Source organism: Streptomyces sp. NPDC004721, assembly GCF_053601495.1.
In genome coordinates this window covers 45,116-69,952 of the sequence record NZ_JBSGBZ010000035.1, presented here as the reverse complement: position 1 = coordinate 69,952, position 24,837 = coordinate 45,116, and the positions used below count along the sequence as shown (strand labels likewise).

The 24,837-nt window shown below is 73.6% G+C and carries 22 protein-coding genes; 10 read left to right on the top strand and 12 right to left on the bottom strand.

What is annotated here, in order from left to right; genetic code table 11:
• Nucleotides 1-86 precede the first annotated feature (86 nt).
• Both ACWEK3_RS27935 and ACWEK3_RS27930 read right to left on the bottom strand, forming a co-directional pair.
• Nucleotides 87-1,496, bottom strand: coding sequence for an FAD-dependent oxidoreductase (locus ACWEK3_RS27935; RefSeq protein ID WP_450545827.1), 1,410 nt, complete (start codon nucleotides 1,494-1,496; stop codon nucleotides 87-89).
• A 61-nt stretch (nucleotides 1,497-1,557) separates the two neighbouring features.
• Complete coding sequence (locus ACWEK3_RS27930) at nucleotides 1,558-2,550, bottom strand: DUF4349 domain-containing protein (RefSeq protein ID WP_453250876.1); 993 nt, start codon at nucleotides 2,548-2,550, stop codon at nucleotides 1,558-1,560.
• A gap of 160 nt (nucleotides 2,551-2,710) precedes the next feature.
• On the opposite strand from ACWEK3_RS27930, the gene hemG reads away from it, so the two are divergent.
• Nucleotides 2,711-4,153: a protoporphyrinogen oxidase gene (gene hemG, locus ACWEK3_RS27925; RefSeq protein ID WP_453250875.1), complete on the top strand. Its 1,443-nt coding sequence runs from the start codon at nucleotides 2,711-2,713 to the stop codon at nucleotides 4,151-4,153.
• Nucleotides 4,154-4,169: 16 nt separating this feature from the next.
• On the top strand, nucleotides 4,170-4,901 hold the full coding sequence (gene hemQ, locus ACWEK3_RS27920) for a hydrogen peroxide-dependent heme synthase (RefSeq protein ID WP_390728028.1): 732 nt from the start codon (nucleotides 4,170-4,172) through the stop codon (nucleotides 4,899-4,901).
• A gap of 42 nt (nucleotides 4,902-4,943) precedes the next feature.
• Here hemQ and ACWEK3_RS27915 read toward each other — a convergent pair whose 3' ends face one another.
• From ACWEK3_RS27915 to zapE, 9 genes are all read right to left on the bottom strand, one after another.
• Nucleotides 4,944-6,602 (bottom strand): alpha/beta hydrolase, encoded by a 1,659-nt coding sequence (locus ACWEK3_RS27915; RefSeq protein ID WP_453250874.1) that lies wholly within the window; start codon nucleotides 6,600-6,602, stop codon nucleotides 4,944-4,946.
• Nucleotides 6,603-6,816: 214 nt separating this feature from the next.
• Nucleotides 6,817-7,641: a TIGR04222 domain-containing membrane protein gene (locus tag ACWEK3_RS27910; RefSeq protein WP_453250873.1), complete on the bottom strand. Its 825-nt coding sequence runs from the start codon at nucleotides 7,639-7,641 to the stop codon at nucleotides 6,817-6,819.
• A 117-nt stretch (nucleotides 7,642-7,758) separates the two neighbouring features.
• Entirely contained in the window at nucleotides 7,759-9,129 is a 1,371-nt protein-coding gene (locus tag ACWEK3_RS27905; protein WP_453250872.1) for a DUF692 domain-containing protein, read from the bottom strand.
• 126 nt (nucleotides 9,130-9,255) lie between these two features.
• Nucleotides 9,256-10,023 (bottom strand): peptidyl-tRNA hydrolase, encoded by a 768-nt coding sequence (locus ACWEK3_RS27900; protein ID WP_453250884.1) that lies wholly within the window; start codon nucleotides 10,021-10,023, stop codon nucleotides 9,256-9,258.
• 97 nt (nucleotides 10,024-10,120) lie between these two features.
• The gene (locus ACWEK3_RS27895) at nucleotides 10,121-10,999 is read right to left on the bottom strand and encodes a polysaccharide deacetylase family protein (RefSeq protein ID WP_450545836.1); all 879 of its coding nucleotides are present in this window, start codon (nucleotides 10,997-10,999) and stop codon (nucleotides 10,121-10,123) included.
• 88 nt (nucleotides 11,000-11,087) lie between these two features.
• Nucleotides 11,088-11,666, bottom strand: coding sequence for a YbhB/YbcL family Raf kinase inhibitor-like protein (locus tag ACWEK3_RS27890; protein ID WP_453250871.1), 579 nt, complete (start codon nucleotides 11,664-11,666; stop codon nucleotides 11,088-11,090).
• A gap of 262 nt (nucleotides 11,667-11,928) precedes the next feature.
• Nucleotides 11,929-12,894, bottom strand: coding sequence for a slipin family protein (locus ACWEK3_RS27885; protein ID WP_453250870.1), 966 nt, complete (start codon nucleotides 12,892-12,894; stop codon nucleotides 11,929-11,931).
• A 122-nt stretch (nucleotides 12,895-13,016) separates the two neighbouring features.
• A complete protein-coding gene (locus tag ACWEK3_RS27880) occupies nucleotides 13,017-13,595 on the bottom strand; it encodes a carbonic anhydrase (RefSeq protein WP_453250869.1) in 579 nt (192 codons plus the stop codon).
• Nucleotides 13,596-13,694: 99 nt separating this feature from the next.
• Complete coding sequence (gene zapE / locus ACWEK3_RS27875; RefSeq protein WP_453250868.1) at nucleotides 13,695-14,843, bottom strand: cell division protein ZapE; 1,149 nt, start codon at nucleotides 14,841-14,843, stop codon at nucleotides 13,695-13,697.
• Between the two features lie 37 nt (nucleotides 14,844-14,880).
• Here zapE and ACWEK3_RS27870 point away from each other — a divergent pair, with 37 nt between their 5' ends.
• The 4 genes from ACWEK3_RS27870 to msrB all read left to right on the top strand — a co-directional run bounded on the left by ACWEK3_RS27870 (nucleotide 14,881) and on the right by msrB (nucleotide 18,272).
• Entirely contained in the window at nucleotides 14,881-15,708 is an 828-nt protein-coding gene (locus ACWEK3_RS27870; RefSeq protein WP_450540575.1) for a pyrimidine reductase family protein, read from the top strand.
• A 206-nt stretch (nucleotides 15,709-15,914) separates the two neighbouring features.
• Nucleotides 15,915-16,388 (top strand): indole-3-glycerol phosphate synthase, encoded by a 474-nt coding sequence (locus ACWEK3_RS27865; RefSeq protein WP_361412442.1) that lies wholly within the window; start codon nucleotides 15,915-15,917, stop codon nucleotides 16,386-16,388.
• Nucleotides 16,389-16,461: 73 nt separating this feature from the next.
• Entirely contained in the window at nucleotides 16,462-17,850 is a 1,389-nt protein-coding gene (murC, locus tag ACWEK3_RS27860; protein ID WP_450540573.1) for a UDP-N-acetylmuramate--L-alanine ligase, read from the top strand.
• A gap of 14 nt (nucleotides 17,851-17,864) precedes the next feature.
• The gene (msrB, locus tag ACWEK3_RS27855) at nucleotides 17,865-18,272 is read left to right on the top strand and encodes a peptide-methionine (R)-S-oxide reductase MsrB (protein WP_450540571.1); all 408 of its coding nucleotides are present in this window, start codon (nucleotides 17,865-17,867) and stop codon (nucleotides 18,270-18,272) included.
• A 71-nt stretch (nucleotides 18,273-18,343) separates the two neighbouring features.
• Here msrB and ACWEK3_RS27850 read toward each other — a convergent pair whose 3' ends face one another.
• The gene (locus ACWEK3_RS27850; protein WP_453250867.1) at nucleotides 18,344-21,193 is read right to left on the bottom strand and encodes a SpoIIE family protein phosphatase; all 2,850 of its coding nucleotides are present in this window, start codon (nucleotides 21,191-21,193) and stop codon (nucleotides 18,344-18,346) included.
• A 180-nt stretch (nucleotides 21,194-21,373) separates the two neighbouring features.
• Between ACWEK3_RS27850 and ACWEK3_RS27845 the strand changes: the two genes are divergently transcribed.
• From ACWEK3_RS27845 to ACWEK3_RS27830, 4 genes are all read left to right on the top strand, one after another.
• Nucleotides 21,374-21,739, top strand: a complete 366-nt coding sequence (locus ACWEK3_RS27845; RefSeq protein ID WP_361412436.1) for a DUF6479 family protein — start codon at nucleotides 21,374-21,376, stop codon at nucleotides 21,737-21,739.
• A gap of 364 nt (nucleotides 21,740-22,103) precedes the next feature.
• Nucleotides 22,104-23,300: an ABC transporter ATP-binding protein gene (locus tag ACWEK3_RS27840; protein ID WP_450540567.1), complete on the top strand. Its 1,197-nt coding sequence runs from the start codon at nucleotides 22,104-22,106 to the stop codon at nucleotides 23,298-23,300.
• Nucleotides 23,297-24,013 carry an ABC transporter permease gene (locus ACWEK3_RS27835; RefSeq protein ID WP_376543234.1) on the top strand — a complete coding sequence of 239 codons (717 nt, stop codon included), beginning with the start codon at nucleotides 23,297-23,299 and terminating at the stop codon, nucleotides 24,011-24,013. The genes ACWEK3_RS27840 and ACWEK3_RS27835 overlap by 4 nt, the downstream gene beginning before the upstream one ends.
• Nucleotides 24,010-24,678 carry an ABC transporter permease gene (locus ACWEK3_RS27830; RefSeq protein ID WP_450540565.1) on the top strand — a complete coding sequence of 223 codons (669 nt, stop codon included), beginning with the start codon at nucleotides 24,010-24,012 and terminating at the stop codon, nucleotides 24,676-24,678. Before ACWEK3_RS27835 ends, ACWEK3_RS27830 begins: the two co-directional genes overlap by 4 nt.
• Nucleotides 24,679-24,837 lie beyond the last annotated feature (159 nt).

Sequence of the window (24,837 nt, the reverse complement as noted above, 5' to 3'; positions counted from 1 at the left end):
TCTGCCCGCGATGCGCTCGCCGAACCGGCGAACGCCGCCGTCCGCGTATACGTATGCCCGAACGGGAGATCCTGGCCGGCCAGCGCTCACGCCATGCTGTCACGGACCTTCGCCGCGGCCTTCCGGGCCGCCACCAGCACCGGATCCCACACCGGGGAGAACGGTGGCGCGTAGCCCAGGTCCAGGGCCGTCATCTGCTCCACCGTCAGGCCGGCCGTGAGGGCGACCGCAGCGATGTCGACCCGCTTCGCCGCGCCCTCACGGCCGACGATCTGCACGCCCAGCAGGCGGCCGGTCCGGCGTTCGGCGATCATCTTGACGGTCATCGGGGAGGCGCCGGGGTAGTAGCCCGCGCGGCTGGTCGACTCGATGGTGACCGTCTCGAACTTCAGGCCCACCCGGCGGGCGTCCTTCTCGCGCAACCCGGTGCGCGCGATCTCCAGGTCGCACACCTTGCTCACCGCGGTGCCGACCACGCCCGGGAAGGTGGCGTAGCCGCCGGCCGCGTTGGTGCCGATGATCTGGCCGTGCTTGTTGGCGTGAGTGCCCAGCGGGACGTGGCGCAGCTGTCCGGAGACCAGGTCCAGGACCTCCACGCAGTCGCCGCCGGCCCAGATGTTCTCGTGGCCGCGCACCCGCATCGCCCGGTCGGTGAGCAGCCCGCCGCGCGCGCCGAGCGGGAGTCCGGCCGCCCGCGCGAGCGCGGTCTCCGGCCGTACCCCGATGCCCAGCACGACCACGTCCGCCGGGTACTCGGCGTCCGCGGTCGCCACCGCCCGGACCCGGCCGTCATCGCCGGTGAGGACCTTGGTCACCTCGGCGTCGTCGACCATGGTGATGCCCAGGCCCGACATGGCCCGGTGCACCAGGCGGCCCATGTCGGGGTCGAGCGTGGACATCGGCTCCCGGCCGCGGTTGACGACCGTCACCTCGTAACCGCGCTTGATGAGCGACTCGGCCATCTCCACGCCGATGTAGCCCGCCCCGATCACCACCGCCCTGCGGCCACGCGCGCGTGCGAGGCTGTTCAGCAGGGTCTGCCCGTCGTCGAGGGTCTGCACCCCGTGCACGCCGGGCGCGTCGGCGCCGGGCATGTCGGGCCGGACGGGGCGGGCCCCGGTCGCGATCACGAGCTTGTCGTACGACGTCCAGGACTCCGCGCCGGAATCGACGTCCCGCGCGCGCACGCGGCCGGCGGCCACGTCGATCTCCGTCACCTCGGTGCGCATCCGCAGGTCGATGCCCCGCGCGCGGTGCTCCTCGGGCGTGCGGGCGATCAGCAGGTCCCGCTCGCCGACGTCGCCGCCCACCCAGTAGGGGATGCCGCACGCCGAGAACGAGGTGAAGTGGCCGCGTTCGAACGCCACGATCTCCAGCTCGTCCGGCCCGCGCAGCCGTCGTGCCTGCGACGCCGCGGACATCCCCGCGGCGTCGCCGCCGATCACGACAAGGCGTTCCTTGGTACCCCGGGCATCCCGCGCAGCGCTCACGTCCATGCGAACACGCTACGGGGACGGGGCGTCCCAGTCCCGAGGCCGTCCCAGTCCTGAGGCCGTCTCAGTCCTGGGGGTCCGGTTCGCCGCCGGGCTTCCCGGCCGGGTCCGCGGGCGCCTGCCGGGAGTCCGGCACCGCGCCCAGCGCGGTCATGGTGGGCGTCGCGGCGGCGGGGCGCCGGGGCAGCCGGGGCCGTACGACCCACAGCCACAGCGCCGTGAGGAGAGCCGCCACCGCGGCGAACGGGAGGAGCGCCCCGATGGCCAGGGCGATCCAGCGGAGCCCGGTGACGAACACGTGCCAGCCGCCCGCCAGCGCGTCCACGAACCCGGGCTCGTCGTCCTCGGCGACCACCGGCGCGGCCGGGGTCCGGGACAGCGACAGGGTGATGGTGGCCAGGCTGGTGCGGTCCTTCAGCGACGACTGCTGGGCCAGCAGCGCCTCCAGGTCGGACTCGCGGCGGCTCAACTCGCCCTCCAGGCTGACCACGTCGCTGAGCCGCGTCGCCCGGTCCATCAGCTCGCGCACCCGCGCCACACTCGCGCGCTGCGACTTGATGCGGCTGTCCACGTCGACGACCTGGTCGGTGACGTCCTGCGCCTTCGCCGTGCGCTCGATCAGCTTGCCGGTGCCCTCCAGGCCGCTGAGGACCTCGTCGTACCTGTCGGCGGGCACGCGCAGCACCACGCGCGTACGTTCGTGGCCGTCCTCGTCGCGGCTGGTGCTCTCGTCGCCGACGTAGCCCCCGGCGCTCTCGACGGTGGTGCGGGCCGTGTCGAGTGCCTTCGGCACGTCCTTGACCTGCACGGTGAGCGAGGCGGTGCGGATGATGTGGCTCGCGCCGATCCGGGGCGGCGCGGTGGCCCTCGCCTTGGAGGCCGGGCCGCGGCCGCTGTCCACCGCGCCCTTCTGGGCCTCGCCGCCGGCCGCGGCCGCGGCGGACTTGGTGGAGGAGTCGTCGCTGCCGCCCGCGCTGCACCCGGTGAGCGCGAGGGCGGTGGCGAGCAGGAGCCCGGCCAGGGCGGAAGCGGGCCGGACGGAACGTCGCGTGCGCATGTGGCATACCCCCGAGGGTCTTCTTGACCAATGACGCTCCTTCGACTCCCGAGCCGCGCGAGACGTTGGCCGAAAACGGTTCCGATGCGGTCACGTTCATGACTCGGGCCGGACACCGGGGCGCGGGAGCGACGTCGGAGCGGTCTGAGAGAGTGGGCTCATGAGCGCAACGGGTACGGGCACGGGCCATGTCGTCGTCATCGGGGCCGGGGTCGCGGGGCTGGCGGCCGCGCACCGGCTGTTGCAGCGCGGGAAGCGGGTGACCGTGCTGGAGGCGGCGGAACGGGTCGGCGGCAAGCTGCTGCCGGGCGAGATCGCGGGCGTCCGCGTCGACCTGGGCGCCGAGTCGATGCTGGCCCGCCGGCCCGAGGCCGTGACCCTCGCGCGCGAGACGGGACTCGCCGGCCACCTCCAGCCGCCCGCCACGGCGAGCGCCTCCATCTGGACCCGCGACGCCCTGCGGCCCATGCCGAAGGGACACGTCATGGGCGTCCCCGGCACCGCCTCCGCGCTGGCCGGCGTGCTGTCCGAGGAGGGCCTCGCCCGCATCGGGCGCGACAACGAGCTGCCCCGCACGGAGGTCGGCGACGACGTGGCGGTCGGCGAGTACGTGGCCGCACGCCTGGGCCGCGAGGTCGTCGACCGCCTGGTCGAGCCCCTGCTCGGCGGGGTCTACGCCGGCGACGCCTACCGCATCTCGATGCGCTCGGCCGTCCCCCAACTCTTCCGGGCCGCGCAGACCCACGACTCGCTGCTGGAAGGGGTCCGCGAGATCCAGGCCGCGGCGGCCGCCGCACAGCAGAGCGGGCCGGTGTTCATGGGCGTCGAGGGCGGTGTGGGCCGGCTGCCGCTCGCGGTCGCGGAGTCGGTGCGGGCCCGCGGCGGCGAGATCCTGACCGGGACCCCCGTGACGGAGCTGCGCCGGCAGGACCGTACGTCCTGGCGGGTGGCCGCCGGTGACCGCGTGCTGCACGCCGACGCGGTGGTCGTCGCCGTGCCCGCGCCCGCCGCCGCCGGGCTGCTGCGGGCCGAGTCCCCGGAGGCCGCCGCCGAGCTGCGGGCCGTCGAGTACGCCTCCATGGCCCTGATCACCCTCGCCTACCGCCGCGCCGGCACCGCCCTGCCCGACGGCAGCGGCTTCCTGGTGCCCCCCGTCGACGGCCGCACCATCAAGGCGTCCACCTTCGCCTCCCAGAAGTGGGGCTGGATCGCCGACGAGAACCCGGACGTGGTCGTGCTGCGCACCTCCGTGGGGCGGTACGGCGAGACGGAGATCCTCCAGCGCGAGGACGCCGACCTCGTCGAGGTCTCCCGGCACGACCTGCGCGAGGCGACCGGCCTGGACGCCGCGCCCCTGGAGACCCGCGTCACCCGCTGGACCGACGGCCTGCCCCAGTACCCCGTCGGCCACCACGCGCGCGTGGCCCGCATCCGCGAGCACGTCGGCAAGCTGCCCGGTCTCGCGGTGTGCGGCGCGGTGTACGACGGGGTCGGCATCCCCGCGTGCGTCGCGAGCGCGTACGCGGCCGTGGACCAGCTGGAAGGCGACCTGCGCGCCGTGCGGGAGCTGACGGCGGACCCGGTGCAGAGTCTGCACGGCTGAGCGGGAGAATAGCCTCATGAGTGACGACGCCCCCACCACCGAGTCCGGCAGGATCCCGAACAAGGGCAAGCTGGCCAAGGACCTCAACGAGGTCATCCGCTACACGCTGTGGTCCGTCTTCAAGCTGAAGGATCTGCTTCCGGAGGACCGCGCGGGCTACGCGGACGAGGTCCAGGAACTGTTCGACCAGCTCGCCGCCAAGGACGTGACCATCCGCGGCACGTACGACCTCTCGGGCCTGCGCGCCGACGCCGACCTCATGATCTGGTGGCACGCCGAGACCAGCGACCAGCTCCAGGAGGCGTACAACCTCTTCCGTCGCACGAGGCTCGGCCGCGCCATGGAACCGGTGTGGTCGAACATGGCGCTGCACCGCCCCGCCGAGTTCAACCGCTCGCACATCCCGGCGTTCCTCGCCGACGAGACGCCGCGCGACTACGTCAGCGTCTACCCGTTCGTGCGCTCCTACGACTGGTACCTGCTGCCCGACGAGGACCGCCGCCGCATGCTCGCCGACCACGGCAAGATGGCCCGGGGCTACCCGGACGTGCGGGCCAACACGGTCGCGTCCTTCTCCCTCGGCGACTACGAGTGGGTCCTCGCCTTCGAGGCCGACGAGCTGCACCGCATCGTCGACCTCATGCGGCACCTGCGCGCCTCGGAGGCCCGCCGGCACGTCCGCGAGGAGATCCCGTTCTTCACCGGGCGCCGCAAGGACATCGCCGAGCTGGTGGCGGGTCTGGCCTGACACCCGGCCGGGTCCCGGGGCCGGCCCCGGGACCCGGCTTGGTCAGCGGGTGGCGGCGGGCCCACCGGTGGCGTTCTTCAGGGCCTCGCGCAGTTGGCGAGTCCGGGACTCGTGGAAGGTCGGGCCGTCCGGCCTCGGCTCCGCGCGTGGGGCGCACGCCGCCTGCCGCGCCGGCAGGCGGCCCTGGAGCAGATAGGCGTCCAGATACGCGTTGACGCACGCGTTCGGCCCGCCCGCGATGCCGTGCGTGCCCGCGCCCCACTCGGTCACCAGCACCGAACCGGCCAGGCGCCGGCGCAGCTCCAGGGCACCGTCGTACGGAGCGGCCGCGTCCCGCTCGGCGGCCAGGATCAGTGTCGGCGGCAGCTCACCCGGCCCGGTCCGCACATCCAGGGGCCGCTGCCGGGGTGCCTTCCAGTAGGCGCACGGCAGGTTCGCCCACACATTGCTCCAGGTCTCGAACGGCGCCATCCGCGCGAGCCGGGTGTTGTCCCGGTCCCAGACCTCGAAGTCCGTCGGCCAGTCGGCGTCGTTGCACTCCACGGCCGTGTAGACCGCGTTGCCGTTCTCCGCCTCGGCGGCCCCCTCCCGGTGCGGGGCCGCCAGCGCGACCAGCGGCTTGGGATCGCCCTTCAGATACGCCGACAGGGCTTCGGCACCGCCCGGCCAGTAGTCGTCGTAGTACCCGGCCGTCAGGAACAGGCCCTGCAACTGCCCCGGTCCCACCGAGCCGTCCGCCGGTTCGGCGGCGAGCCGCTCCCGCGCCCTGTCGTAGCTCTTCTGCACCTGCCCGGCCGTGCGGCCCAGCGCGTACACGTCGTCGTGCCGGGCCGCCCACTTCCGGAAGTCCGCCCAGCGGGCCTCGAACGCGGCCGACTGGTTCAGGTTGTTGCGGTACCAGATCCGGTCCGGCGCCGGGTTCACCGCCGCGTCGAAGACCATCCGGCGCACGTGCGAGGGGAACAGGGTGGCGTACAGGGCGCCGAAGTAGGTGCCGTACGAGGCGCCCACGAACGTCAGCCGGTCCTCACCCAGCGCCGCCCGCAGCACGTCCAGGTCGCGGGCGTTGTTGAGGGAGTTGTAGTGCCGCAGCGCCTGGCCCGCGCGCCGGGCGCAGCCGCCCGCGTACGCCTTGGCCTCGGCGACGCGCTGCTCCTTGTACGCCCGTGAGGGGTGCGTCGGCGCGGGTGTGGGCGCCTTGAAGAAGCCCTTCGGGTCCTGGCAGGACAGCGGGGCCGACCGGCCCACCCCGCGCGGGGCGTAGCCGACGAGGTCGTACGCGGCGGCGACGCGCTTCCACTCCGGCAGCAGACCCATGAGCGGGAAGGAGGTGCCGTCGGCGCCGGGACCGCCCGGGTTGAACACCAGGACGCCCTGACGGGGCACTCTGCGCTTGCTGTTGCGCGGGTCCTTGTGGGTGGCCCGCACCCGGCTGACGGCGAGCCGGATCCGCTCGCCGTCGGGGTGCGTGTAGTCGAGGGGCACCACGACCGTGCCGCACTCCATGGTGCCGGGCAGGTCCCGCGCCTTCGGGCACGCGCCGAAGTCGATTCCGGCCGCTTGGGCGCGCGCCGCGGCCACGACGGTGCCGCGCAGTTCCGCCGCGGTGCCGGGAAGGCGCGCGGCGCCCGAGGCCGGGGCGCCGGCAAGGGCGGTGAGGACCAGGGACCCGGCGGCCGTCCAGACGGTGGCAGCGGTCATCGCGTATCCCTTCGGTGCACGGCAGCGACAGAAGGGATGTTTCGTTCGCCCCGGTGGGGAGGGCAAGCACCGTCCCGCCGGTGTCGGCGCCGATGCTGCCGACGCGCCCCGCGCGAGCGCTGGTGCCGGGCGCGCGCTCCGGCACGCACCGGTGCCCGTACGCCCGCATGCCTGTTCCCGTACGCCCGTTGGTCTGGCCCGGGCCGCTCGGGGGTTACCGGTCCCGGAGGGCCCGGCCGTGCGGGGGCGTGCCGCGCGAGGGCCGGTCGGGCGAGGGCTGGTCGCGGTGGGCGAAGGCCGCGCGCAGGTTCGGTTCGCCGATCGCGCTGATGCCGTGCACGGCCACGGACGTCAGGTACGTACGCTCGCCACCGGTCCCGTTCACCCGCCGGTTCAGCGCGCCGAGCAGGCGCTGTCCGGCCGGGGACGCCCAATGCGAGTACGGGTGGACCTCGAAGCGGGCGATGGCCAGGCAGCTCAGGGTGAGCGCGAGCGGCAGCGCGAACCAGAGGGCGATCAGCTCGCGGGGCATCCCGGTCGGGCCGGGCAGCAGCAGCGCGGTCGTGCCCAGGGCGAGGACGGCCAGCGTGGCCGTCCGCACCCGGCGGACCCCGGCCGCGATCGTGGACCCGTCCCCGTCCGGCACGGCGAGACCGGCGCTGACGAGCCGGTCGGCGAGGCCGCGCACCGCGTCCGCGGTGGCCGCGGCCGCGCGCACCGGCGCGATCCGGGACTGTCCCTCCGGGCCGATCGCCCCTATGACGGAACGCTCCATCTCGTCCCGCCCGCGCGGATCGACGACCGTCGCCCAGCCGGTGTGCGCGAGCAGCAGCCGGCGCTGGCGCGCCATGGAGACCAGGGTCAGATCGGCGACCCGCGCGGGTCCGCCCGAGAGGAACGCCGCCTCGTAGAGCGTCAGATCGCGGCCCCGGCCCGCGTCCGCGTCGACGGCCGCGGCGCGTACCGCGGCCAGGCACAGCCGCAGGCACGCCGAGCCCGCGAAGGCCCAGGCCAGGAGCAGGAGAAGGACCCAGAACATGACGCGTTTCTATGCCAGAGGCCTGGGAAACGCCATGCCTTGTTCGCCATCCGGACAAGGTGTTGCCGGTATGTGACGTTCCGTTTGTTTCCCGAAGTCAGGGCGTCGGGGCCGGGCTCAGCGGCGCAGCAGCACCCGCTGGGCCGCGCGGGCCACCCGTACCGCCGGACGGCGCGACCGCGGCGCCGGCCCCGAGCGGTCCAGCCACCACTCCCGCAACTCCCGCCGGACGCCCGCGTTCCGGGGCCTGCCGGCGAGCAGCAGGGACTCCGCGAATTCCAGGGCGTCCTGCCGGTAGCCCCCGGTCATCGGGTGGCTCTGCGCATACGCGAGGAACGCGGTCCGGTACTCCTCGCCGAGCAGCACCGGCAGTTCGGGCGCCACCTTGGCCACGACGTCCGCCCGCTTCGCGGCCAGCGACCGCGCCTGCACGCCGATGCGCACCCGGTCGAACCCCTCCGGCGCGGGCGTCCCGGCGACGAGCGCCGACAGCAGCGAGGTCTGCGCGAGGGCGAGCCGCTGCCGCGCGGGCTCGGTGCCGCCGGCCGGCCGCGGATCCGGTCCGGGGGCACCGCGGCCGCCGGCGCCCGGTGCCTGGCCGGGACCGGAGGTGGGGGTGGGGTCGGGGCCGGGGGTGGGATCGACCGCCCGCCGGGCCGCCGTACGCCCCGACTCCACCGCTGTTCCGATGGCCGCCAACTCCCGCTCCAGCTCAGCCGGCTCGGGGAAGTTCTCGTCGCGCTCCAGCAGGACCCCGGGCGGGGCGACGCGCGAGGCGAGGTCGGTCAGGATGTCGAGGACCGGCCGCGGCACCGGGTGTGCGTGGCTGTCGTGCCAGATGCCGTCGCGTTCGAAGCCGCCCGCCACATGGACGTACGCGAGGGCTTCGAGGGGGAGTTCGGTCAGCGCCCGGGCCGGGTCCTCTGCGCGGTTCACGTGGTTGGTGTGCAGATTGGCCACGTCGATCAGCAGCCTCACGCCCGTGCGGTCGGCCAGCTCGTACAGGAACTGGCCCTCCGTCAGCTCCTCGTCCGGCCAGGCCAGCAGTGCGGCGATGTTCTCCACCGCGAGCGGCACGGGCAGTGCCTCCTGCGCGATCCGGACGTTCTCGCACAGCACGTCGAGGGCGTCGCGGGTGCGCGGTACGGGCAGCAGATGCCCGGCTTCCAGCCGCGGGGAGGCGGTCAGTGCGCCGCCCGCGCGCACGAACGCGATGTGCTCGGTCACCAGCGGCGAGCCGAGCGCCTGCGCCCGCTCGGCGAGGGCGGTCAGCCGGCCCTCGTCCGGCCGGTCGGCACCGCCGAGGCCGAGCGAGACCCCGTGCGGCACCACGGTCACCCCGCGGCGGCGCAGGCGCAGCAGTGACTCGGGAAGATGCGCGGGACACACGTTCTCGGCGACGGCCTCGACCCAGTCGATGCCCGGCATCTCCTCCACGGCGTCCGCGATCTCCGGCCGCCACCCGATCCCCGTTCCCAGCCGCTCCATCGTGGCCTCGCCCCCTCTTGCCCGCTTCCACACGGTGCACGTGACGGGGGTATGGCCCGGGCGCCGGGACCCGAACCCCGCCGCCCGCACCTTCAGAGCAACATTTGAGCTAAAGCCCTGTGGGACTCAGTGCCCCGACAGGCGCTGGACACGGCCCGGGCGCAGCGCGGGGTGGTCGGCGACGACCGTGCAGGAGCCGGGGGCGATCTCCGTGAAGCCGGCGTCGCGCACCACCGGCAGTCCGCCGGAGGTGAGGTCCCGCCAGTGGGCGGGGGCGGCGGTGCGGACGGTGAGCGGGAAGCCCGCTTCCCGCCAGGCCGTGCGCTGCTCCTCGGACAGTTCCCACCAGGCGAGCTGGGCGCCGTGACCCGCCTGGGCCATCGCCTTGCCCGCGGACATGTCCAGGCCGGGGCTCATCCACAGCACCGGGACGGCCGGGTCCGGCGCGGCGGGCGGCTCCGGGTTGTCCAGCTCGGTGCCGGAGACCTGAAGTCTCGCCAGGTCCTTGGGCCAGCCGTCCAGCGGCACGGGCGGGAAGACCCGAACCTGCGCGGTCCTCCCGGTCACGGTGATGCCGGGCAGCGCCTCGGCCCGCCGCCACTCGGCGCCGCGCGCCCGCCGCACCACCTTGCGGATCCGGGCGTCCTGCCAGTCCCGCACGGCCCGCGCCCACTCCCCGTCACCGGTCGAGCGCTCGTCGGTGAGCAGCACCAGGACCGCTCTGGCCGCGGTCTCCAGGGCGTCCGTACGGGCCGGGGGAGCGGCCCGCTCGATCCGCACCACCAGCGGCAGCACGAACTGCCTCGCCTGGTCGCGTACGCCGGGCTCGGACCGGAACGGGCTGTCCTGCGGGGCGGTGGCGGTGGTGCTCTCGTCGATGCTCACGGCGTCCAGTCTGCCAGCCGGGTGACCGGCCGCCGGCCGCCGCCGGCCCGCGGGTGGCCCCCCCGACCACCGGCCCGCGGTGATCCCCCGAAAGCCGGCCGGCCCGTCAGGCGCGGTCGGTCGTGGCGCCGATCAGGTCGGAGACCTTCACCAGGCGGTAGCCCCTCTTGCGCAGTTCCGGTACGACGGCGCGCACCACGCGCTCGGTGGTGGGGGCGGCGCTGCGGGTGCAGTGCATGACGACGACCGAGCCCGGCTTGACCCCGCCCAGGACCTGCCGGACCACGGCGTCCGCGTCCGTCGCGAAGGCGTCTCCGCTCACCACGTCCCACTGCACCGCGGTGACGCCGAGACCGCTGAGCGCCCGCAGGGACTGCTGGTCGTAGCAGCCGCCGGGGAAGCGGAAGTACGGCATCGCGTGCGGCACGCCCGCCTTGCGGAACGCCTCGTACGCGCCCTCCACGTCCGACCGCATCCGGTCGGCGGGCACGGTGGGCAGGCCGTAGCAGTTCGCGGTGAACGCGTAGTGGCTGTAGGAGTGGTTGGCGAGCTCGAACAGGGGGTCGCTGCCGATGGAGCGGGCCTGATCGGGGTACTGCTCGGCCCAGCGGCCCGTCATGAACACCGTGGCCGGCGCCTTCAGGGCACGCAGGGCGGCGATGAGCCCCGGGTTGTCGAAGTGCTCGCCCGCCGCCGCGCGCGGTCCCTCGTCGGCGGTCATGTCGGCGTCGAAGGTGAGGGCGACCGTCTTCCCCTTGGTGCGGGGGCCGTTGCTGAAGACGGGGGTCAGACCGCCGGGTCCCGGGGTGAGGGTCGGCGGCCGGGAGGGTGAGGGCCTGGCCGGAGCGGAGGGGGAGGCCGACGCGGACGCGGACGTGGAGGGGGCCGTCAGACCGGCGCGGGACGCCTCGGTGCCGCCGCCGCAGGCGGCCAGGGCGGCGCTGAGAGCGCAGACGGCGGTGATGCGCCGTACAAGTGTGATCACACGATGAACATATGACCTTATCTGATCACGAGAACGGCGGCACAGCGGCGCGGTCACCCGGCCGGTGGCCGGGCGCCGCGGTCCCGGCTCAGCGGCCGTAGCGGGCGGTGAGGGTGCCGGAGACCAGGGTGTGGCCACTCAGCGCGCGCCTGATGTCGGCGGCCGTGGCGCCGGGCCTCAGGGCGAGGCGGCGGTCGGCGGCGTACACGGTGAAGACGTAGCGGTGGGGTTTGCCCGGGGGCGGGCAGGGGCCGCTGTAGCCCGTCTTGGAGAAGTCGTTGCGTCCCTGGGCGGCTCCCGGCGGGGTCGCGCCGGGCGGCAGGCTCGTGGTGTGCGGGTCCATGTTCCAGACCAGCCAGTGCGTGAACGTGCCTCCCGGGGCGTCCTGGTCCTCCACCAGCAGGGCCAGCCCCGCCGTGCGCGCGGGAACCCCGGAGAACGCCAGCGGCGGCGAGACGTCCGCCCCGCTGCACGTGTAGCGGCCGGGAACGGTGCCGCCGTCGGTGAACGCCGGACTCGACACGGTGATCCGACCCGCGGCACCGGGAGAGGCGGTGCCGGAGCCGCTCGGCGTGGCGGTCCCCGAGTCGCCGCCCCCGCCACCTCCGCACCCCGCGACGCCTCCCAGCGTCGCGATCAGGACAACCCCCATGAACCGGCTGCGCATGCCTCGCACGCTAACGACGGCCCCCACGGTGCCGCCACCGCGCGAGGCCGTCCGGGGGATGGGGGGAGGCTAGTGCCGCGGCAGGCAACGTTTGCCCGTGAAGGAGCGGCGTCCGGTGCGTGCTCTGGGGGTACCCCCTGCTCGAAGAGCTTGGGGGAGTGCCGGCCGGAAGCACTCGTACTGGACGTACTTGGGCTTTCGGCCGGTGCGGCGAGAGGGCGTGCCGGGCGTCGCGACGGGGCGAACGTTGTCTGTCGGGGCACTAGGTCCTGGTGCGGGCCGCGCTGCCGTCCGGGTCGGGGGTGACCGCGTCGGCGGTGCTCCGCACGGGCGTGATCGGGGCCTCCTCGGGGGCGGGGTCGCCGGGATCCGCGGATGCCCGCGCACCCTCCACCAACTGTTCGGGCGGGCCGGGAGCCGCCCGTGAGACGCTCCGGGCCAGGCTCTGGTACGACTCCGGCTCCGGCTCCCGCTGGGCCTTCTCCAGGAAGCGCAGCAGCTCGACCGGGAAGGGAAGGACCAGGGTGGAGTTCTTCTCGGCGGCGACCGCCGTCACCGTCTGGAGCAGCCGCAGTTGCAGCGCGGCGGGCGTGTCCGCCATCTGCTGGGCGGCCTCGGCCAGCTTCTTGGACGCCTGGAACTCCGCGTCCGCGTTGATGATGCGGGCCCGCCGGTCCCGGTCGGCCTCCGCCTGCCGGGCCATGGACCGCTTCATCGTGTCCGGCAGGGAGACGTCCTTGATCTCCACGCGGTCGATCTGCACGCCCCACCCGACGGCCGGGCTGTCGATCATCAGCTCAAGACCCTGGTTGAGCTTCTCGCGGTTGGACAGCAGGTCGTCCAGGTCGCTCTTGCCGATGATCGAGCGCAGGGACGTCTGCGCCATCTGCGAGACCGCGAACTTGTAGTCCTCCACCCGGATGAGCGCGCTGGAGGCGTCGACCACCTTGAAGTAGACGACCGCGTCCACGCGTACCGTCACGTTGTCCCGGGTGATGCCCTCCTGGGCCGGGATCGGCAGCGTGACGATCTGCATGTTGACCTTGTAGAGCCGGTCCACGAACGGGATGATCACCGCCAGGCCCGGCGGCCGCGGCTCACCGGTCTGCCGCCCGAGGCGGAACACCACCCCGCGCTCGTACTGCTTGACGACCCGCATCGCCGCGGCGAGGTACACGAACCCCACGCAGCCCGCGGTGATCACGGCGGTCACCAGTTCCTGCACCATGACGAGGACTCCTCGACCGGTCGCCGGTATGCGCGTTATGCGCCCGCTTCAACGATATGCCCGCTCCGAGGTCATGGTCGAGCCGCGGGACGGCCCCGTCCCACAGGGCCGTCCCGCGGCCGTCACAGGGCCGTGAAGGCGTCCGTCCGCGGGCAGTGCGCCAGCACCGCGCCGGTGTGCACCTCGTAGTACCAGGCGTGCAGGGTGAGCCGGCCGTCCGCGAGCCGCTTCTCGACGCACGGGTACGAGCGCAGCCGCAGCAGCTGGGTCAGCGCGTGGCTCTGGACGCCCTCGGCGACGGCCGGGTCCTCCGCGGCCCCGGTGGGCCGCGGCGTCGCGTGGGCCAGCCAGTCCCGTACGGCGGGCACGGCGTCGAGGTCGTCCCCGCGGACGAGGGCGCCGACCGCACCGCAGTGGGAGTGGCCGCAGACGACGATGTCGCCGACGCCCAGCACCTCCACCGCGTACTCGATGGTGGCCGCCTCGGCGGTGGGCCGCGCCGAGGCGTACGGTGGCACGATGTTGCCCGCGGTGCGCAGCTCGAACAGCTCGCCGGGCCGGGCGCCGGTGATCAGGGCCGGGACGACCCGGGAGTCGGAGCAGGTGATGAACAGGACCTCGGGGGACTGGCCCTCGGCGAGCCGGGCGAAGTCCTCGGGGCGCCGTCCGAACGTACGGGCGTTGTGGATCAGGGGCTGCATGGGGTGACTCCGTGTCTCCGCGCGGACCGGCCAACGATCAAGAGCCGGCCAGGAGACACGGTAGACCCCGGGAAGCCGTCCGCCGGTGCGCTGTCCCGGTCAGTACGTCTCGACGAGCCCCTTGGCGTCCCGGGCGAGGGCGGTCAGGCGGGATATCGCGCGGAAGTACTTCTTGCGGTAGCCGCCGTTCAGCATCTCCTCGCTGAACAGCCGGTCGAAGGGCAGGCCGGAGGCCAGCACGGGCACCTCGCGGTCGTAGAGCCGGTCCGCGAGCACCACGAGCCGCAGCGCCGTCGACTGGTCCGGCACCGGCCGCACGTCGGTGAGGCACACGGCCGCCAACCCGTCGGTCAGGGCGCCGTAACGGCTGGGGTGCACCTTGGCGAGGTGGTCCAGCAGGTGCGGGAAGTCGTCGAGCGAGGCGTTCTCGGTGGCGTACGCCGCCTTCGTCACCTGCTCGTCGGAGTACGGCGCCGGCGCCTCGGGCAGGCCGCGGTGGCGGTAGTCCTCGCCGTCGATGCGCAGCGTGCGGAAGCGCGCGGACAGGCCCTGGATCTCGCGCAGGAAGTCCGTGGCGGCGAAGCGGCCCTCGCCGAGTTTGCCCGGCAGCGTGTTGGAGGTGGCGGCGAGCGCGACGCCCGCGTCGACCAGCCTGCCGAGCAGGGTGGAGACGAGCACGGTGTCGCCCGGGTCGTCCAGTTCGAACTCGTCGATGCACAGCAGGCGGTGGCCGGAGAGGGTCTCGACGGTCTTCTGGAAGCCGAGGGCGCCCACCAGGTTGGTCAGCTCCACGAAGGTGCCGAACGCCTTGCGGGCGGGCTCGGCAGGGGTGGCGTGCCACAGGGAGGCCAGCAGGTGGGTCTTGCCGACGCCGTAACCGCCGTCGAGGTACACACCGCGGGGCCCGGCACCGGCGGCCTTGCCCTTGCCCTTCGCCCTGACCTTGTCGTTGGTGTGGGTCTTGCTCTTGCCCCTGCCGAAGCCGAACAGGCCGCGCCTGCCGGAGCCGGTCGCGGGTGCCCCGCCGAGTCCGGCGGCGAAGTCGTCCAGCACCTCGACGGCCTCGGTCTGGCTGGGCTGCTTCGAGTCCGGGATGTACGTCGCGAAGCGCACCGAGTCGAAGCGCGGCGGCGGCACCATCTCGGCGACCAGCCGGTCCGCGGGGACGTGCGGCTCGCGCGCGCACAGGGACAGCGGGGCCGCGGCGGTCAGGGAGCTGAGCCCGGAGGCGGCTGTGGAGGACGACACGGTTCCCCATGGTAAGCGGCATGGAACACTGCACGTCATGCGACGCCTGTTCCCTGTGACCGACGAAACAGCAGCCCAGACCCCGGACGGGACGCACGGGGCCGGTGGTACGAGCGTGCCCGGCGCCCTCGTGGACCGGGAGTGGACCTTCGCCGAACTGGCCGCCGCGTACGCCTACCCCGAGCGCGAGGCGGCGGGCCGGCAACCCTGGCTGCGCGCCAACATGGTCGCCACCCTCGACGGGGCCGCCCAGCACGAGGGCCGTTCGCAGCCCATCTCCAGCGCCGCCGACATGCGGATCTTCGGCACCCTGCGGGCACTGGCCGACGTGGTGGTGGTCGGCGCGGAGACGGTGCGCCAGGAGGGGTACCGCCCGGCCCGGGCCCGGGCGGAGTTCGCGGCGCTGCGGGAGGCGGCCGGGCAGGGGCCGGCGCCGGCGATCGCGGTCGTCACGGCGAGCCTGGAGCTGGACTTCTCACTGCCGCTGTTCACCTCGCCGCTGGTGCCCACGCTGGTCCTCACGGGCGCGGCGGCGGCCCCGGAGCGGATCGCGGCCGCGGAGAAGGCGGGCGCCCGGGTGGTGATCGCCGGTGACGGCGCCGGCGTCGACCCCGCCCGCGCCGTCCGGGCGCTGGCCGAACTCGGGCACACCCGCCTGCTGACCGAGGGCGGCCCCCGCCTGCTCGGTCAGATGGTGGCGTCCGGCGTCCTCGACGAAATGTGCCTCACGGTCTCCCCGATGCTCACCGCCGGTGACGCCCAGCGCATCGCGGGCGGCCCCTCCGTCGCGGTCCCGCGGCGCTTCACCCTGGCGTCCCTGCTGGAGGACGACGGCTTCCTGTTCGGCAGGTACCGCCGCCCCTGACCGGAGACCCGCCGTCCGCTTACCCGGGGTTACCCGGGTTCGCGCTCCGGGCATGCGGAACCAATCGTTCCGATCCGTGTGCGCCGGGTGCGCCAAATCCTGCGATACCCGTGCGATCACGGGGCAGGATGGTTTCCGCAGGGGCTGCTACGGCCCGTGGAGGGAGACGGAGGGTCCAGGGACCCTCGGAGGAGAAAGGGCGCCTGGTGTTCACAAGCGTATTGATGATCGAGAAGGCCCTGACGTCCGCCGACGTGGAGTTCGTCACCACCTTGCACGGCGAGGAGCCGGTGTTCTTCCACGTGCTGCTCCAGCCGCGCGGCGATCAGGCGGACCGGTTGCTGCGGGCCATCGACGACATCGCGCTCGGCGAACTGGACGAGGCGGCGCGCGAGGGCGAGACCCCGGAGGGCGCGGCCGCGAAGGGCGCCGGGGAGCAGGCCCTGGACGTGTCCCTCCTCGCGCTGCGCGCCGCGGGCAGCCGGGCCGAGGGCCGGCTCGTCGAGGACCATCCGCTGGACGCCCTGAAGTCCCTGGTCGCCGAGGTCGGCGCCGACGAGGTGATCGTCCTGACCGACCCGCACTACGTGGAGGAGTTCTTCCACCGCGACTGGGCCTCCCGGGCCCGCCACAAGGTGGGCGTACCGGTCCTGAAACTCTTCTCCCACAGCAAGGCATAGGCTTGGGCGGCGCCCCCGCACGGGGGCGCCCGCACCGTCGTACCGCAGCCGCACCACCTGGGGAGAAAAGCGCATGGCACCCGGCCTTCCTACCGCCATGGACCGACCGCACTTCATCGGCATCGGCGGCGCCGGGATGTCGGGCATCGCGAAGATCCTCGCCCAGCGCGGGGCCAAGGTGGCGGGCAGCGACGCCAAGGAGTCGGAGACCGCGCAGGCACTGCGCGCGCTGGGCGCCACCGTGCACATCGGGCACGCGGCCGGGCACCTCGCCGACGACGCCAGCTGCGTCGTCGTCTCCTCGGCGATCCGCGAGGACAACCCGGAGCTGGCCCGCGCGGCCGAGCTGGGCATCCCGGTCGTCCACCGCTCCGACGCGCTGGCCGCCCTGATGGAGGGCCTGCGCCCGATCGCGGTCGCCGGCACCCACGGCAAGACGACGACCACGTCGATGCTGGCCGTGTCCCTCGGCGAGCTGGGCCTGCGGCCGTCGTACGCCATCGGCGGCGACCTGGACGTCCCCGGCTCCAACGCGCTGCACGGCGACGGCGAGATCTTCGTCGCCGAGGCGGACGAGTCGGACCGCAGCTTCCACAAGTACGCGCCCGAGGTCGCCATCGTCCTCAACGTCGAGCTCGACCACCACGCCAACTACGCCTCGATGGACGAGATCTACGAGTCCTTCGAGACCTTCGTGGACCGGATCGTCCCCGGCGGCACCCTGGTGATCGCCGCCGACCACCCGGGCGCGCGAGAACTGACCCGGCGCGTGTCCGGTGCGGTGCGGACGGTGACGTACGGCGAGGCCGAGGACGCCGACGTACGGATCCTGTCGGTCGTGCCGCAGGGCCTCAGGAGCGAGGTCACGGTCCTGCTGGACGGCACCGAGCTCACCTTCGCCGTCTCCGTGCCCGGCCGCCACTACGCGCACAACGCCGTCGCCGCGCTGGCCGCGGGCGCCGCCCTGGGCGTCCCGGCCGCCGACCTCGCCTCCGCGCTGGCCGCGTACACCGGTGTCAAGCGGCGCCTGCAGCTCAAGGGCGAGGCCGCCGGCGTACAGGTCGTCGATTCCTACGCCCACCACCCGACCGAGATGACCGCCGACCTGGAGGCGATGCGCGCGGCCGCGGGCGACGGCCGGATCCTGGTCGTCTTCCAGCCGCACCTGTTCTCCCGCACCCAGGAGCTGGGCAAGGAGATGGGCCAGGCGCTGGCCCTCGCGGACGCCTCCGTCGTCCTCGACATCTACCCGGCCCGCGAGGACCCGATCCCCGGCGTCACCAGCGAGCTGATCATCGCCGCCGCGCGGACGGCGGACGCCGACGTGACGGCCGTCCACGACAAGGCCGAGGTGCCCGACGCGGTCGCGGGAATGGCGAAGGCCGGCGATCTCGTTCTCACCATGGGCGCGGGCGATGTCACCGACCTCGGACCGCGCATCCTGGACCGTCTGTCGAAGTGAGGGGCGCGAGACCCATGCCGTACGACGTCGAGAAGCCGGACGAGCAGTGGCAGGCCGAGCTGAGCCCGGCCGAGTTCGCCGTGCTGCGCAAGGCCGGCACGGAGCCCGCCTTCACCGGTGAGTACACGGACACCAAGACCAAGGGTGTCTACTCCTGCCGGGCCTGCGGCGCGGAACTGTTCACCTCCGGCACCAAGTTCGAGTCCCACTGCGGCTGGCCGTCCTTCTACGACCCGAAGGACACGAACGCCGTGGAGCTGCTGGAGGACCGCTCCCACGGGATGGTGCGCACCGAGGTGCGGTGCGCGCGCTGCGGATCGCACCTCGGGCACGTCTTCGAGGGCGAGGGGTACGCGACCCCGACCGACCAGCGGTACTGCATCAACTCGATCTCCCTGCGGCTGGTCCCGGACGAGGGCTGAGGCGGCGGCCGTGGGTCCCGGCGTCCGCCGGAACCCGCGGACGGCGTCCGGAAGCACGGGCGGCGCGCCCGTCACAACGCCTCGTCGTCCCACTGGTCGAGCAGCAGGTCGCCCAGGTCCCCGCCGGGTCGCGCCGCCCCGCCGTGCAGCGGCTGTTCGGTCCAGATGACCTTGCCGTGGGGTGTGTACCTGGTCCCCCACCGCCGGGCCAGCTGGGCGACGAGGAACAGTCCGCGTCCGCCCTCGTCCGTCAGGGCGGCCCGGCGCGGGTGTGGTGAGGTGCTGCTGCCGTCGGAGACCTCGCAGATGAGGTCGCGGTCGCGCAGCATCCGCACACGGATCGGCTCGCTGCCGTAGCGGATCGCGTTGGTGACCAGTTCGCTGAGCATCAGCTCGGTTTCGAAGCCCACCTCCTCCAGCCCCCACGCGTCCAGCTGCCGGGCGCACGCCGCGCGCACCGGGGCGACGGACGCGGTGTCGCGGGGCACGTCCCACTCCACGACGTCCGCCGGGTCCAGCAGCCGGGTGCGGGCCACCAGCAGCGCCACGTCGTCGCTGGGGCGCGGTGGCAGCACGGCGTCGATCACCGCCCGGCACGTCTCCTCCGGGCTCCGGTCGGGCCGGCCGGCCAGGGTGTCGCGCAGCAGGGCGAGACCGGTGCCGATGTCCCTGTCCCGGTCCTCGACCAGCCCGTCGGTGTAGAGGACCAGGAGCGAACCCTCCGCCAGGTCCAGCTCGGCGGTCCCGACGGGCAGGCCCGCCGCCAGACCGAGGGGCGGGGAGGCGGGCACCTCGGGGAAGAGCACCGCGCCGTCGGGGCGTATCAGCGCGGGCCCGGGGTGACCCGCGGTCGCCACGGTGCAGCGTCCGGTGGCGGGGTCGTAGATCGCGTACACGCAGGTGGCCCCGGTGACCGTGTCGGTCTCGGCCTCGGCCGCCCGGTCCTGGTCGATCCGGGTGACCAACTCGTCGAGGTGGACCAGGATCTCGTCGGGCGGCAGGTCGAGGGACGAGAAGTTGAGCACGGCGGTGCGCAGGCGGCCCATGGTGGCGGCGGCGTGCAGACCGTGTCCGACGACGTCGCCGACGACGAGGGCCACGCGCGCGCCCGGCAGCGGGATCACGTCGAACCAGTCCCCGCCCACGCCGGCCTGCGCGGGCAGATAGCGGTGGGCCACCTCCATGGCGTCCTGCTCGGGCCGCCCGCGGGGCAGCAGGCTGCGTTGCAGGCTCACGGCGACGCCGTGCGCGTGGGTGTAGCGGCGTGCGTTGTCGACGGACACGGCCGCCCGCGCGACCAGCTCCTCGGCGAGGGAGAGGTCGTCGTCCTCGAAGGGGCCGCGCCGGTCGGTCCGCCAGAAGTCGGCCAGTCCCAGCAGGACGCCCCGCGCCCGCATCGGCACGGCGATGAGCGAGCGGATCCCGTGGTCGAGGATCCTCGCGGTCGTCTCCGGGCTCTGGACCCGCCAGTGGCGGGCGGCGCCCAGATCCGCCTCCAGCACCGCGTGACCGGTCTCCAGCGCCGCCGCCATCGGCGTGCCGGGCATCCAGGTGATCCGCCCGCCGACGGGGAAGACGGGCGGGTCCAGGCTGTCGCCGAGGATGACCGTGCGGCGCATGTCCGCCGTGTCCGTCGGCTCGTCGCCGCGCAGGACGGGCTCCAGCAGCTCGACGGTGACCAGGTCGGCGAACCGGGGAACGGCGACCTCCGCCAGTTCCTCGGCGGTCCGTACGACGTCCAGCGTGGTGCCGACCCGCACACCGGCGTCGTACAGCAGCCGCAGACGCTCCTGAGCCTCCTCGACCCGGCCCGAGAGGGCGCGCACCTCCGTGGTGTCCCGCAGCGTCGTCACACTGCCGGCCGGGCCTCCGGCGAGGTCCGTGAGGCGGGTGTTGACGATCAGCAGCCGGTCTCCCGCGAGGAGCACCTCGTCGCTGGCCACCCGCCCGGAGGACAGCAGCCCGACCACCCGCGGTTCGAGGCCGAGATCGGCGATCCGGCGTCCCTCCGCGTCCGCCGGCAGGTCCAGCAGCCGCCGTGCCTCGTCGTTGGCCAGGAGCAGCCGGCCCTCGCCCGAGATGACGAGAACGCCCTCCCTCACGGAGTGCAGGACGGCGTCGTGGTGCTCGTACATCCGCGTCAGCTCGACGTGGCCCAGACCGTGGGTCTGCCGCCGCAGCCGCCTGCTCGCCCACGCCGATCCGCACGTGGCCAGGACGAGCGCGCCCCCGACGCCGCCGAGCAGGACCGGGAGCTGGCGCTGGACCGTCGCGTTCACCGTCCCGAGCGTGATCCCGACGTCCACGACGCCCGCGACCGAGCCGTCCGGCCGGAAGACGGGGACGATCGAGTCGACCGCGGGGCCGCGGCTCGCGTTGATGACCTCCGTGAAGGGCCTGCCCTCCGCCGCCTGCTTGTACGGGCCGATGACGTGCTTGCCGATCAGGGCCGGGTCGGGGTGCGTGAGCCGGATCCCGTCCGGCCGGTACACGACGACGAAGGCCACCCCCGTCCGCTTCCGGGTCTCCTCGGCACGCGGCTGGAGGATCGCCGTCGGATTGCGGCTGTCGAGGGCCTGCGCCGTCCCGGGGGCACCGGCGAAGGACTCGGCCACGGAGCGGGTGCGGTGCCGGGCGTCCGCCAGGCTGTTGTTCCGGGCCTCGAGCACGAGGACGGCGCCCGCGGCGATGATGAGCACCAGCAGCATCACCATCTGGACGGCGAACGCCTGCGCGGCGAAGCTGCGCACGCCCGGCGCCGGGCGCCGCGGCTTCGCGGGCCGGTGCGCAGGTCCGTGCGCGTCGCCGGTCCGAGCCCGCCGTTCCCGCTCCGGCTCCGAGTCCGTGCGGTGCCGGAGCGGACGACGGCCGGTGTGGACGCTGGACATCAGGATCCGGCATCGGTCGAGAAGTCCGGCCATGTGTTCATTTTCCAGCACCTGCGGCCACGGCGGAGTCACCGGCGGCTACCGGGGCGACGGCCGCCCCGGGAGTCGCGGGCACTTTGCGGGGCACTCGCACGGTGGGACAATGTGGGACACAGGTGGCGTCATCGGCGCCACCGGCACTCTTCGCTTTCCTTGGTGAGGCGGGTGGAAGACATGGACATAGCCTCCTACGCCGTACTGGCCGTGGCGCCCAATGTGTGGGCCACCTTCGGCGCCTTCATCGGTGGACTCGTCATCGTGATCGCCTTGGTGTGGGCCGTCGGCATGGGTATCGGTGTGATGCGCCGCGAGCCGGACCGGCCGACCGAGGCGGAGCAGCCGCACCTGCCGGTCACCGGCGCCGTCCACGAGATCAGGGAGATGCGGGAGCTCGACGAGCTCCATGTGGACGACGGGGAGCGGCTCATGCCCTATGAGCTGCACGCCACCGGAACCCGCCGCAGCCAGGACCAGCACCGGCGGCGCTGGCACCCGGGCAGCAGCGGATCCTTCGGCGGTGGCGGCCCCGGTCGGACCTGACCCGGCCCCGGCCGCACCCGTCCAGGGGACGGGCCTTCACGGGCCCGCCCCCGCCCCTTGCCGGTGCCGGGGCGGCCGACGGCGGTGGCGCGGTGCGCGCGGGGCGGATCGAATCGGCCGGTGTCGCGGACGCGATGCTGGGTAGGCGTGGGTGTCGAAAGGCGCCTCGGGGCCTGGGAGCCGTCCGGTCGGGCGGTCCCACGCACCGGGGACTCACAGCTTGCGCACAGAGCGGTTACGGGGGACGGGGGTGTCGCGTGCGGACGTCGCACGTCACGAGGTGCTCGGACTCTTCCCGCAACGGCCCGCGCGACCTTGGCGGAGAGCGGACAGCTCCTGCCAGACCCGAAGGGTATTCGGCGTTTTGATACGGATAGATTCAGTCACCAAGCGGTATCCGGACGGCACGCTGGCTGTCGACCGGCTCTCGCTCGACATACCGGACCGCTCGATCACCGTCCTCGTCGGACCGTCGGGATGTGGCAAGACCACCACTCTGCGCATGATCAACCGGATGGTGGAGCCGACCGGGGGCACCATCCTCCTCGACGGCGTCGACATCCAGGAACAGCCCGTCAACACCCTGCGCCGGTCGATGGGGTACGTCATCCAGAACGCGGGGCTCTTCCAGCACCGCACCATCGTCGACAACATCGCGACCGTGCCCCGCCTGCTCGGCTGGGGCAAGCAGAAGGCCCGGGCGCGGGCGGCCGAGTTGATGGAGCGGGTCGGCCTCGACACCTCGCTCGCCAAGCGCTACCCGTACCAGCTCTCCGGCGGCCAGCAGCAGCGCGTCGGCGTGGCGCGGGCGCTCGCCGCCGACCCGCCGGTGCTGTTGATGGACGAGCCGTTCTCCGCCGTGGACCCGGTGGTGCGCAAGGGCCTCCAGGACGAACTGCTCCGCATCCAGGAAGAGTTGGGCAAGACCATCGTCTTCGTCACGCACGACATCGACGAGGCCGTCAAGATCGGCACGATGGTCGCGGTCCTGCGCACCGGCGGCCGGCTCGCCCAGTACGCCCCGCCCGCCGAACTGCTCTCCGCGCCCGCGGACGACTTCGTCGAGGACTTCCTCGGTATCGACCGCGGCATCCGCCGGCTGTCCTTCTTCGCCTCCGGGGGACTGGAGTTGACGAAGACCCCGATCGTCACCGCCGACTCCACCGCCGAGCAGATCGCCGCCCGCGCCACCCCCGACGTGCCCTACCTCCTCGTCACCGACCCGGACGGCAGACCCCTCGGCTGGAGCGAGCCGGGCGCGCTGGCCGACGGCCCCCTCGACGCCGCACGGCTCCTCTCCCACGGGCGGCCCTTCGAGTACGGCAGCGATTCGCTGCGCGCCGCCCTCGACGGCGCCGTGCTCTCGCCGACCGGCTGGGCGGTCGCCGTGGACGGCACCGGCCGCGCGGTCGGCGTCGTCTCGCAGCAGACCATCGGCGAGGCGATCCGCAGCGCCCACGCCGAGGGGCGTACCGGGACGGAGGACGGCGCGGGGGTCGCGGCAGAGGCCGGCGCCGACGCCGGGGCGGAAGCCGGCGCCGAGGCCGGGGTCGCCGGATGAACCGTTTCTTCGATATTCCGAGCGACCTCCAGCACAGCTGGTTCGGCCTGATCGGACTGCACCTGCGCGAGGCCCTGCTGCCGGTGCTGGCCGGTCTCGTCGCCGCCCTGCCCCTCGCCCAGCTGTGCGTGCGGTTCCGCTGGCTGTACCCGCCCGTGCTGGGCCTGACGACCGTGCTGTACGCGATCCCGTCGCTGGCGTTCTTCGTCGTCCTCATCGACTACACCGGCCAGACCGAGCTCACCGTGATGATCCCGCTCGCCGTCTACAGCCTCGTCGTGCTCGTCCCGGCGATCGTCGACGGCGTCCGCTCGGTGCCGCAGGAAACACTGGCCGCGGCCACCGCCATGGGCCTGGGGCCCGTACGCCGTTATCTCCAGGTGCAGTTGCCGATCGCGGTGCCCGCCATCATCGCGGGGCTGCGGGTGGCCGCCGTCTCCAGCATCTCGCTCGTCAGCGTCGGGATGCTGATCGGCAACCAGGGCGCCCTCGGCAATCTGCTCCACGACGCGCAGATCTACAACCGGCCCGAACTCGCCTGGAACTCCGTCCTCACCACGGCGGCCCTGGCGGTCGTCGTCGACGCCCTGCTCGTCCTTGTCCGCCTGCTGCTGACCCCCTGGATGCCGAGCGGCACCCGCCGCAGCACCATCACGGACGCCGAGGCCCGGCCCGAACCGGCCACGCCCGCACTGGAGGACGCAGCCCGGTGAACGTACTGCACTTCGTCAACGCCTTCTTCAGCGACGCCTCCCACTGGACGGGCTACGACGGCATCCCGACCCGCCTCGTCGAGCACATCCAGTACTCGCTGATGGCCCTGGGTCTGGCTGCCGTCATCGGCCTGCCGGTCGGCCTGCTCACGGGGCACTACGGGCGCGGCGGCAACGCCCTCGCCCTGATCGCCACCGCCGGGCGGGCACTGCCCAGCTTCGGCCTGCTGGTGCTGATGGTGATCCTGCTCGGCTTCGGCAAGATCCCCGTGATGATCCCGCTGGTCGTCCTCGCCGTCCCGCCGATCCTGATCACGACCTACGAGGCGATGCGCTCCGTCGATCCCTCGCCGGTGGACGCCGCCCGGGGCATGGGCATGGCCGAGTCGCGCGTCCTGTTCCAGGTCGAACTGCCCGTCGCCCTCCCGCTGATCCTCAGCGGACTGCGCTCGGCGGCCATCCAGATCGTCTCCACGGCCACCATCGCCGCGTACGTCAGCCTCGGCGGCCTCGGCCGGTACATCGTCGACGGCCTCTACCAGCACGACTACGAGAAGGTCGTGGGCGGGGCCACGCTGGTCGCCGTGATGGCGCTGGCGACGCTCGCCGTGTTCTGGGCGGTCGCGCGGGTGACGGTGTCGCCCGGGGTGCGCCATGGAGGCTGACCGCGGGCGGCGGAGCGGCACCCCGGGGAGGCAGGGGCGGATCCCCGGCCTCCCCGGGCGCCCTCCGTCCTCACCACCTGCCACGCATCGAAGCCGATCGGTGACCCGGCGCCTCTTGACTGACGAAGAAGCCGCTGGATTGGATCAAACGGCGGTACT

Bases quoted from the DNA above. Each gene is read 5' to 3' on its own strand.
- ACWEK3_RS27935 (WP_450545827.1), bottom strand. From the start codon at position 1,496: ATGGACGTGAGCGCTGCGCGGGATGCCCGGGGTACCAAGGAACGCCTT.
- ACWEK3_RS27930 (WP_453250876.1), bottom strand. From the start codon at position 2,550: ATGCGCACGCGACGTTCCGTCCGGCCCGCTTCCGCCCTGGCCGGGCTC.
- hemG (WP_453250875.1), top strand. From the start codon at position 2,711: ATGAGCGCAACGGGTACGGGCACGGGCCATGTCGTCGTCATCGGGGCC.
- hemQ (WP_390728028.1), top strand. From the start codon at position 4,170: ATGAGTGACGACGCCCCCACCACCGAGTCCGGCAGGATCCCGAACAAG.
- ACWEK3_RS27915 (WP_453250874.1), bottom strand. From the start codon at position 6,602: ATGACCGCTGCCACCGTCTGGACGGCCGCCGGGTCCCTGGTCCTCACC.
- ACWEK3_RS27910 (WP_453250873.1), bottom strand. From the start codon at position 7,641: ATGTTCTGGGTCCTTCTCCTGCTCCTGGCCTGGGCCTTCGCGGGCTCG.
- ACWEK3_RS27905 (WP_453250872.1), bottom strand. From the start codon at position 9,129: ATGGAGCGGCTGGGAACGGGGATCGGGTGGCGGCCGGAGATCGCGGAC.
- ACWEK3_RS27890 (WP_453250871.1), bottom strand. From the start codon at position 11,666: ATGCGCAGCCGGTTCATGGGGGTTGTCCTGATCGCGACGCTGGGAGGC.
- ACWEK3_RS27885 (WP_453250870.1), bottom strand. From the start codon at position 12,894: ATGGTGCAGGAACTGGTGACCGCCGTGATCACCGCGGGCTGCGTGGGG.
- ACWEK3_RS27880 (WP_453250869.1), bottom strand. From the start codon at position 13,595: ATGCAGCCCCTGATCCACAACGCCCGTACGTTCGGACGGCGCCCCGAG.
- ACWEK3_RS27870 (WP_450540575.1), top strand. From the start codon at position 14,881: ATGCGACGCCTGTTCCCTGTGACCGACGAAACAGCAGCCCAGACCCCG.
- murC (WP_450540573.1), top strand. From the start codon at position 16,462: ATGGCACCCGGCCTTCCTACCGCCATGGACCGACCGCACTTCATCGGC.
- msrB (WP_450540571.1), top strand. From the start codon at position 17,865: ATGCCGTACGACGTCGAGAAGCCGGACGAGCAGTGGCAGGCCGAGCTG.
- ACWEK3_RS27850 (WP_453250867.1), bottom strand. From the start codon at position 21,193: ATGGCCGGACTTCTCGACCGATGCCGGATCCTGATGTCCAGCGTCCAC.
- ACWEK3_RS27845 (WP_361412436.1), top strand. From the start codon at position 21,374: ATGGACATAGCCTCCTACGCCGTACTGGCCGTGGCGCCCAATGTGTGG.
- ACWEK3_RS27835 (WP_376543234.1), top strand. From the start codon at position 23,297: ATGAACCGTTTCTTCGATATTCCGAGCGACCTCCAGCACAGCTGGTTC.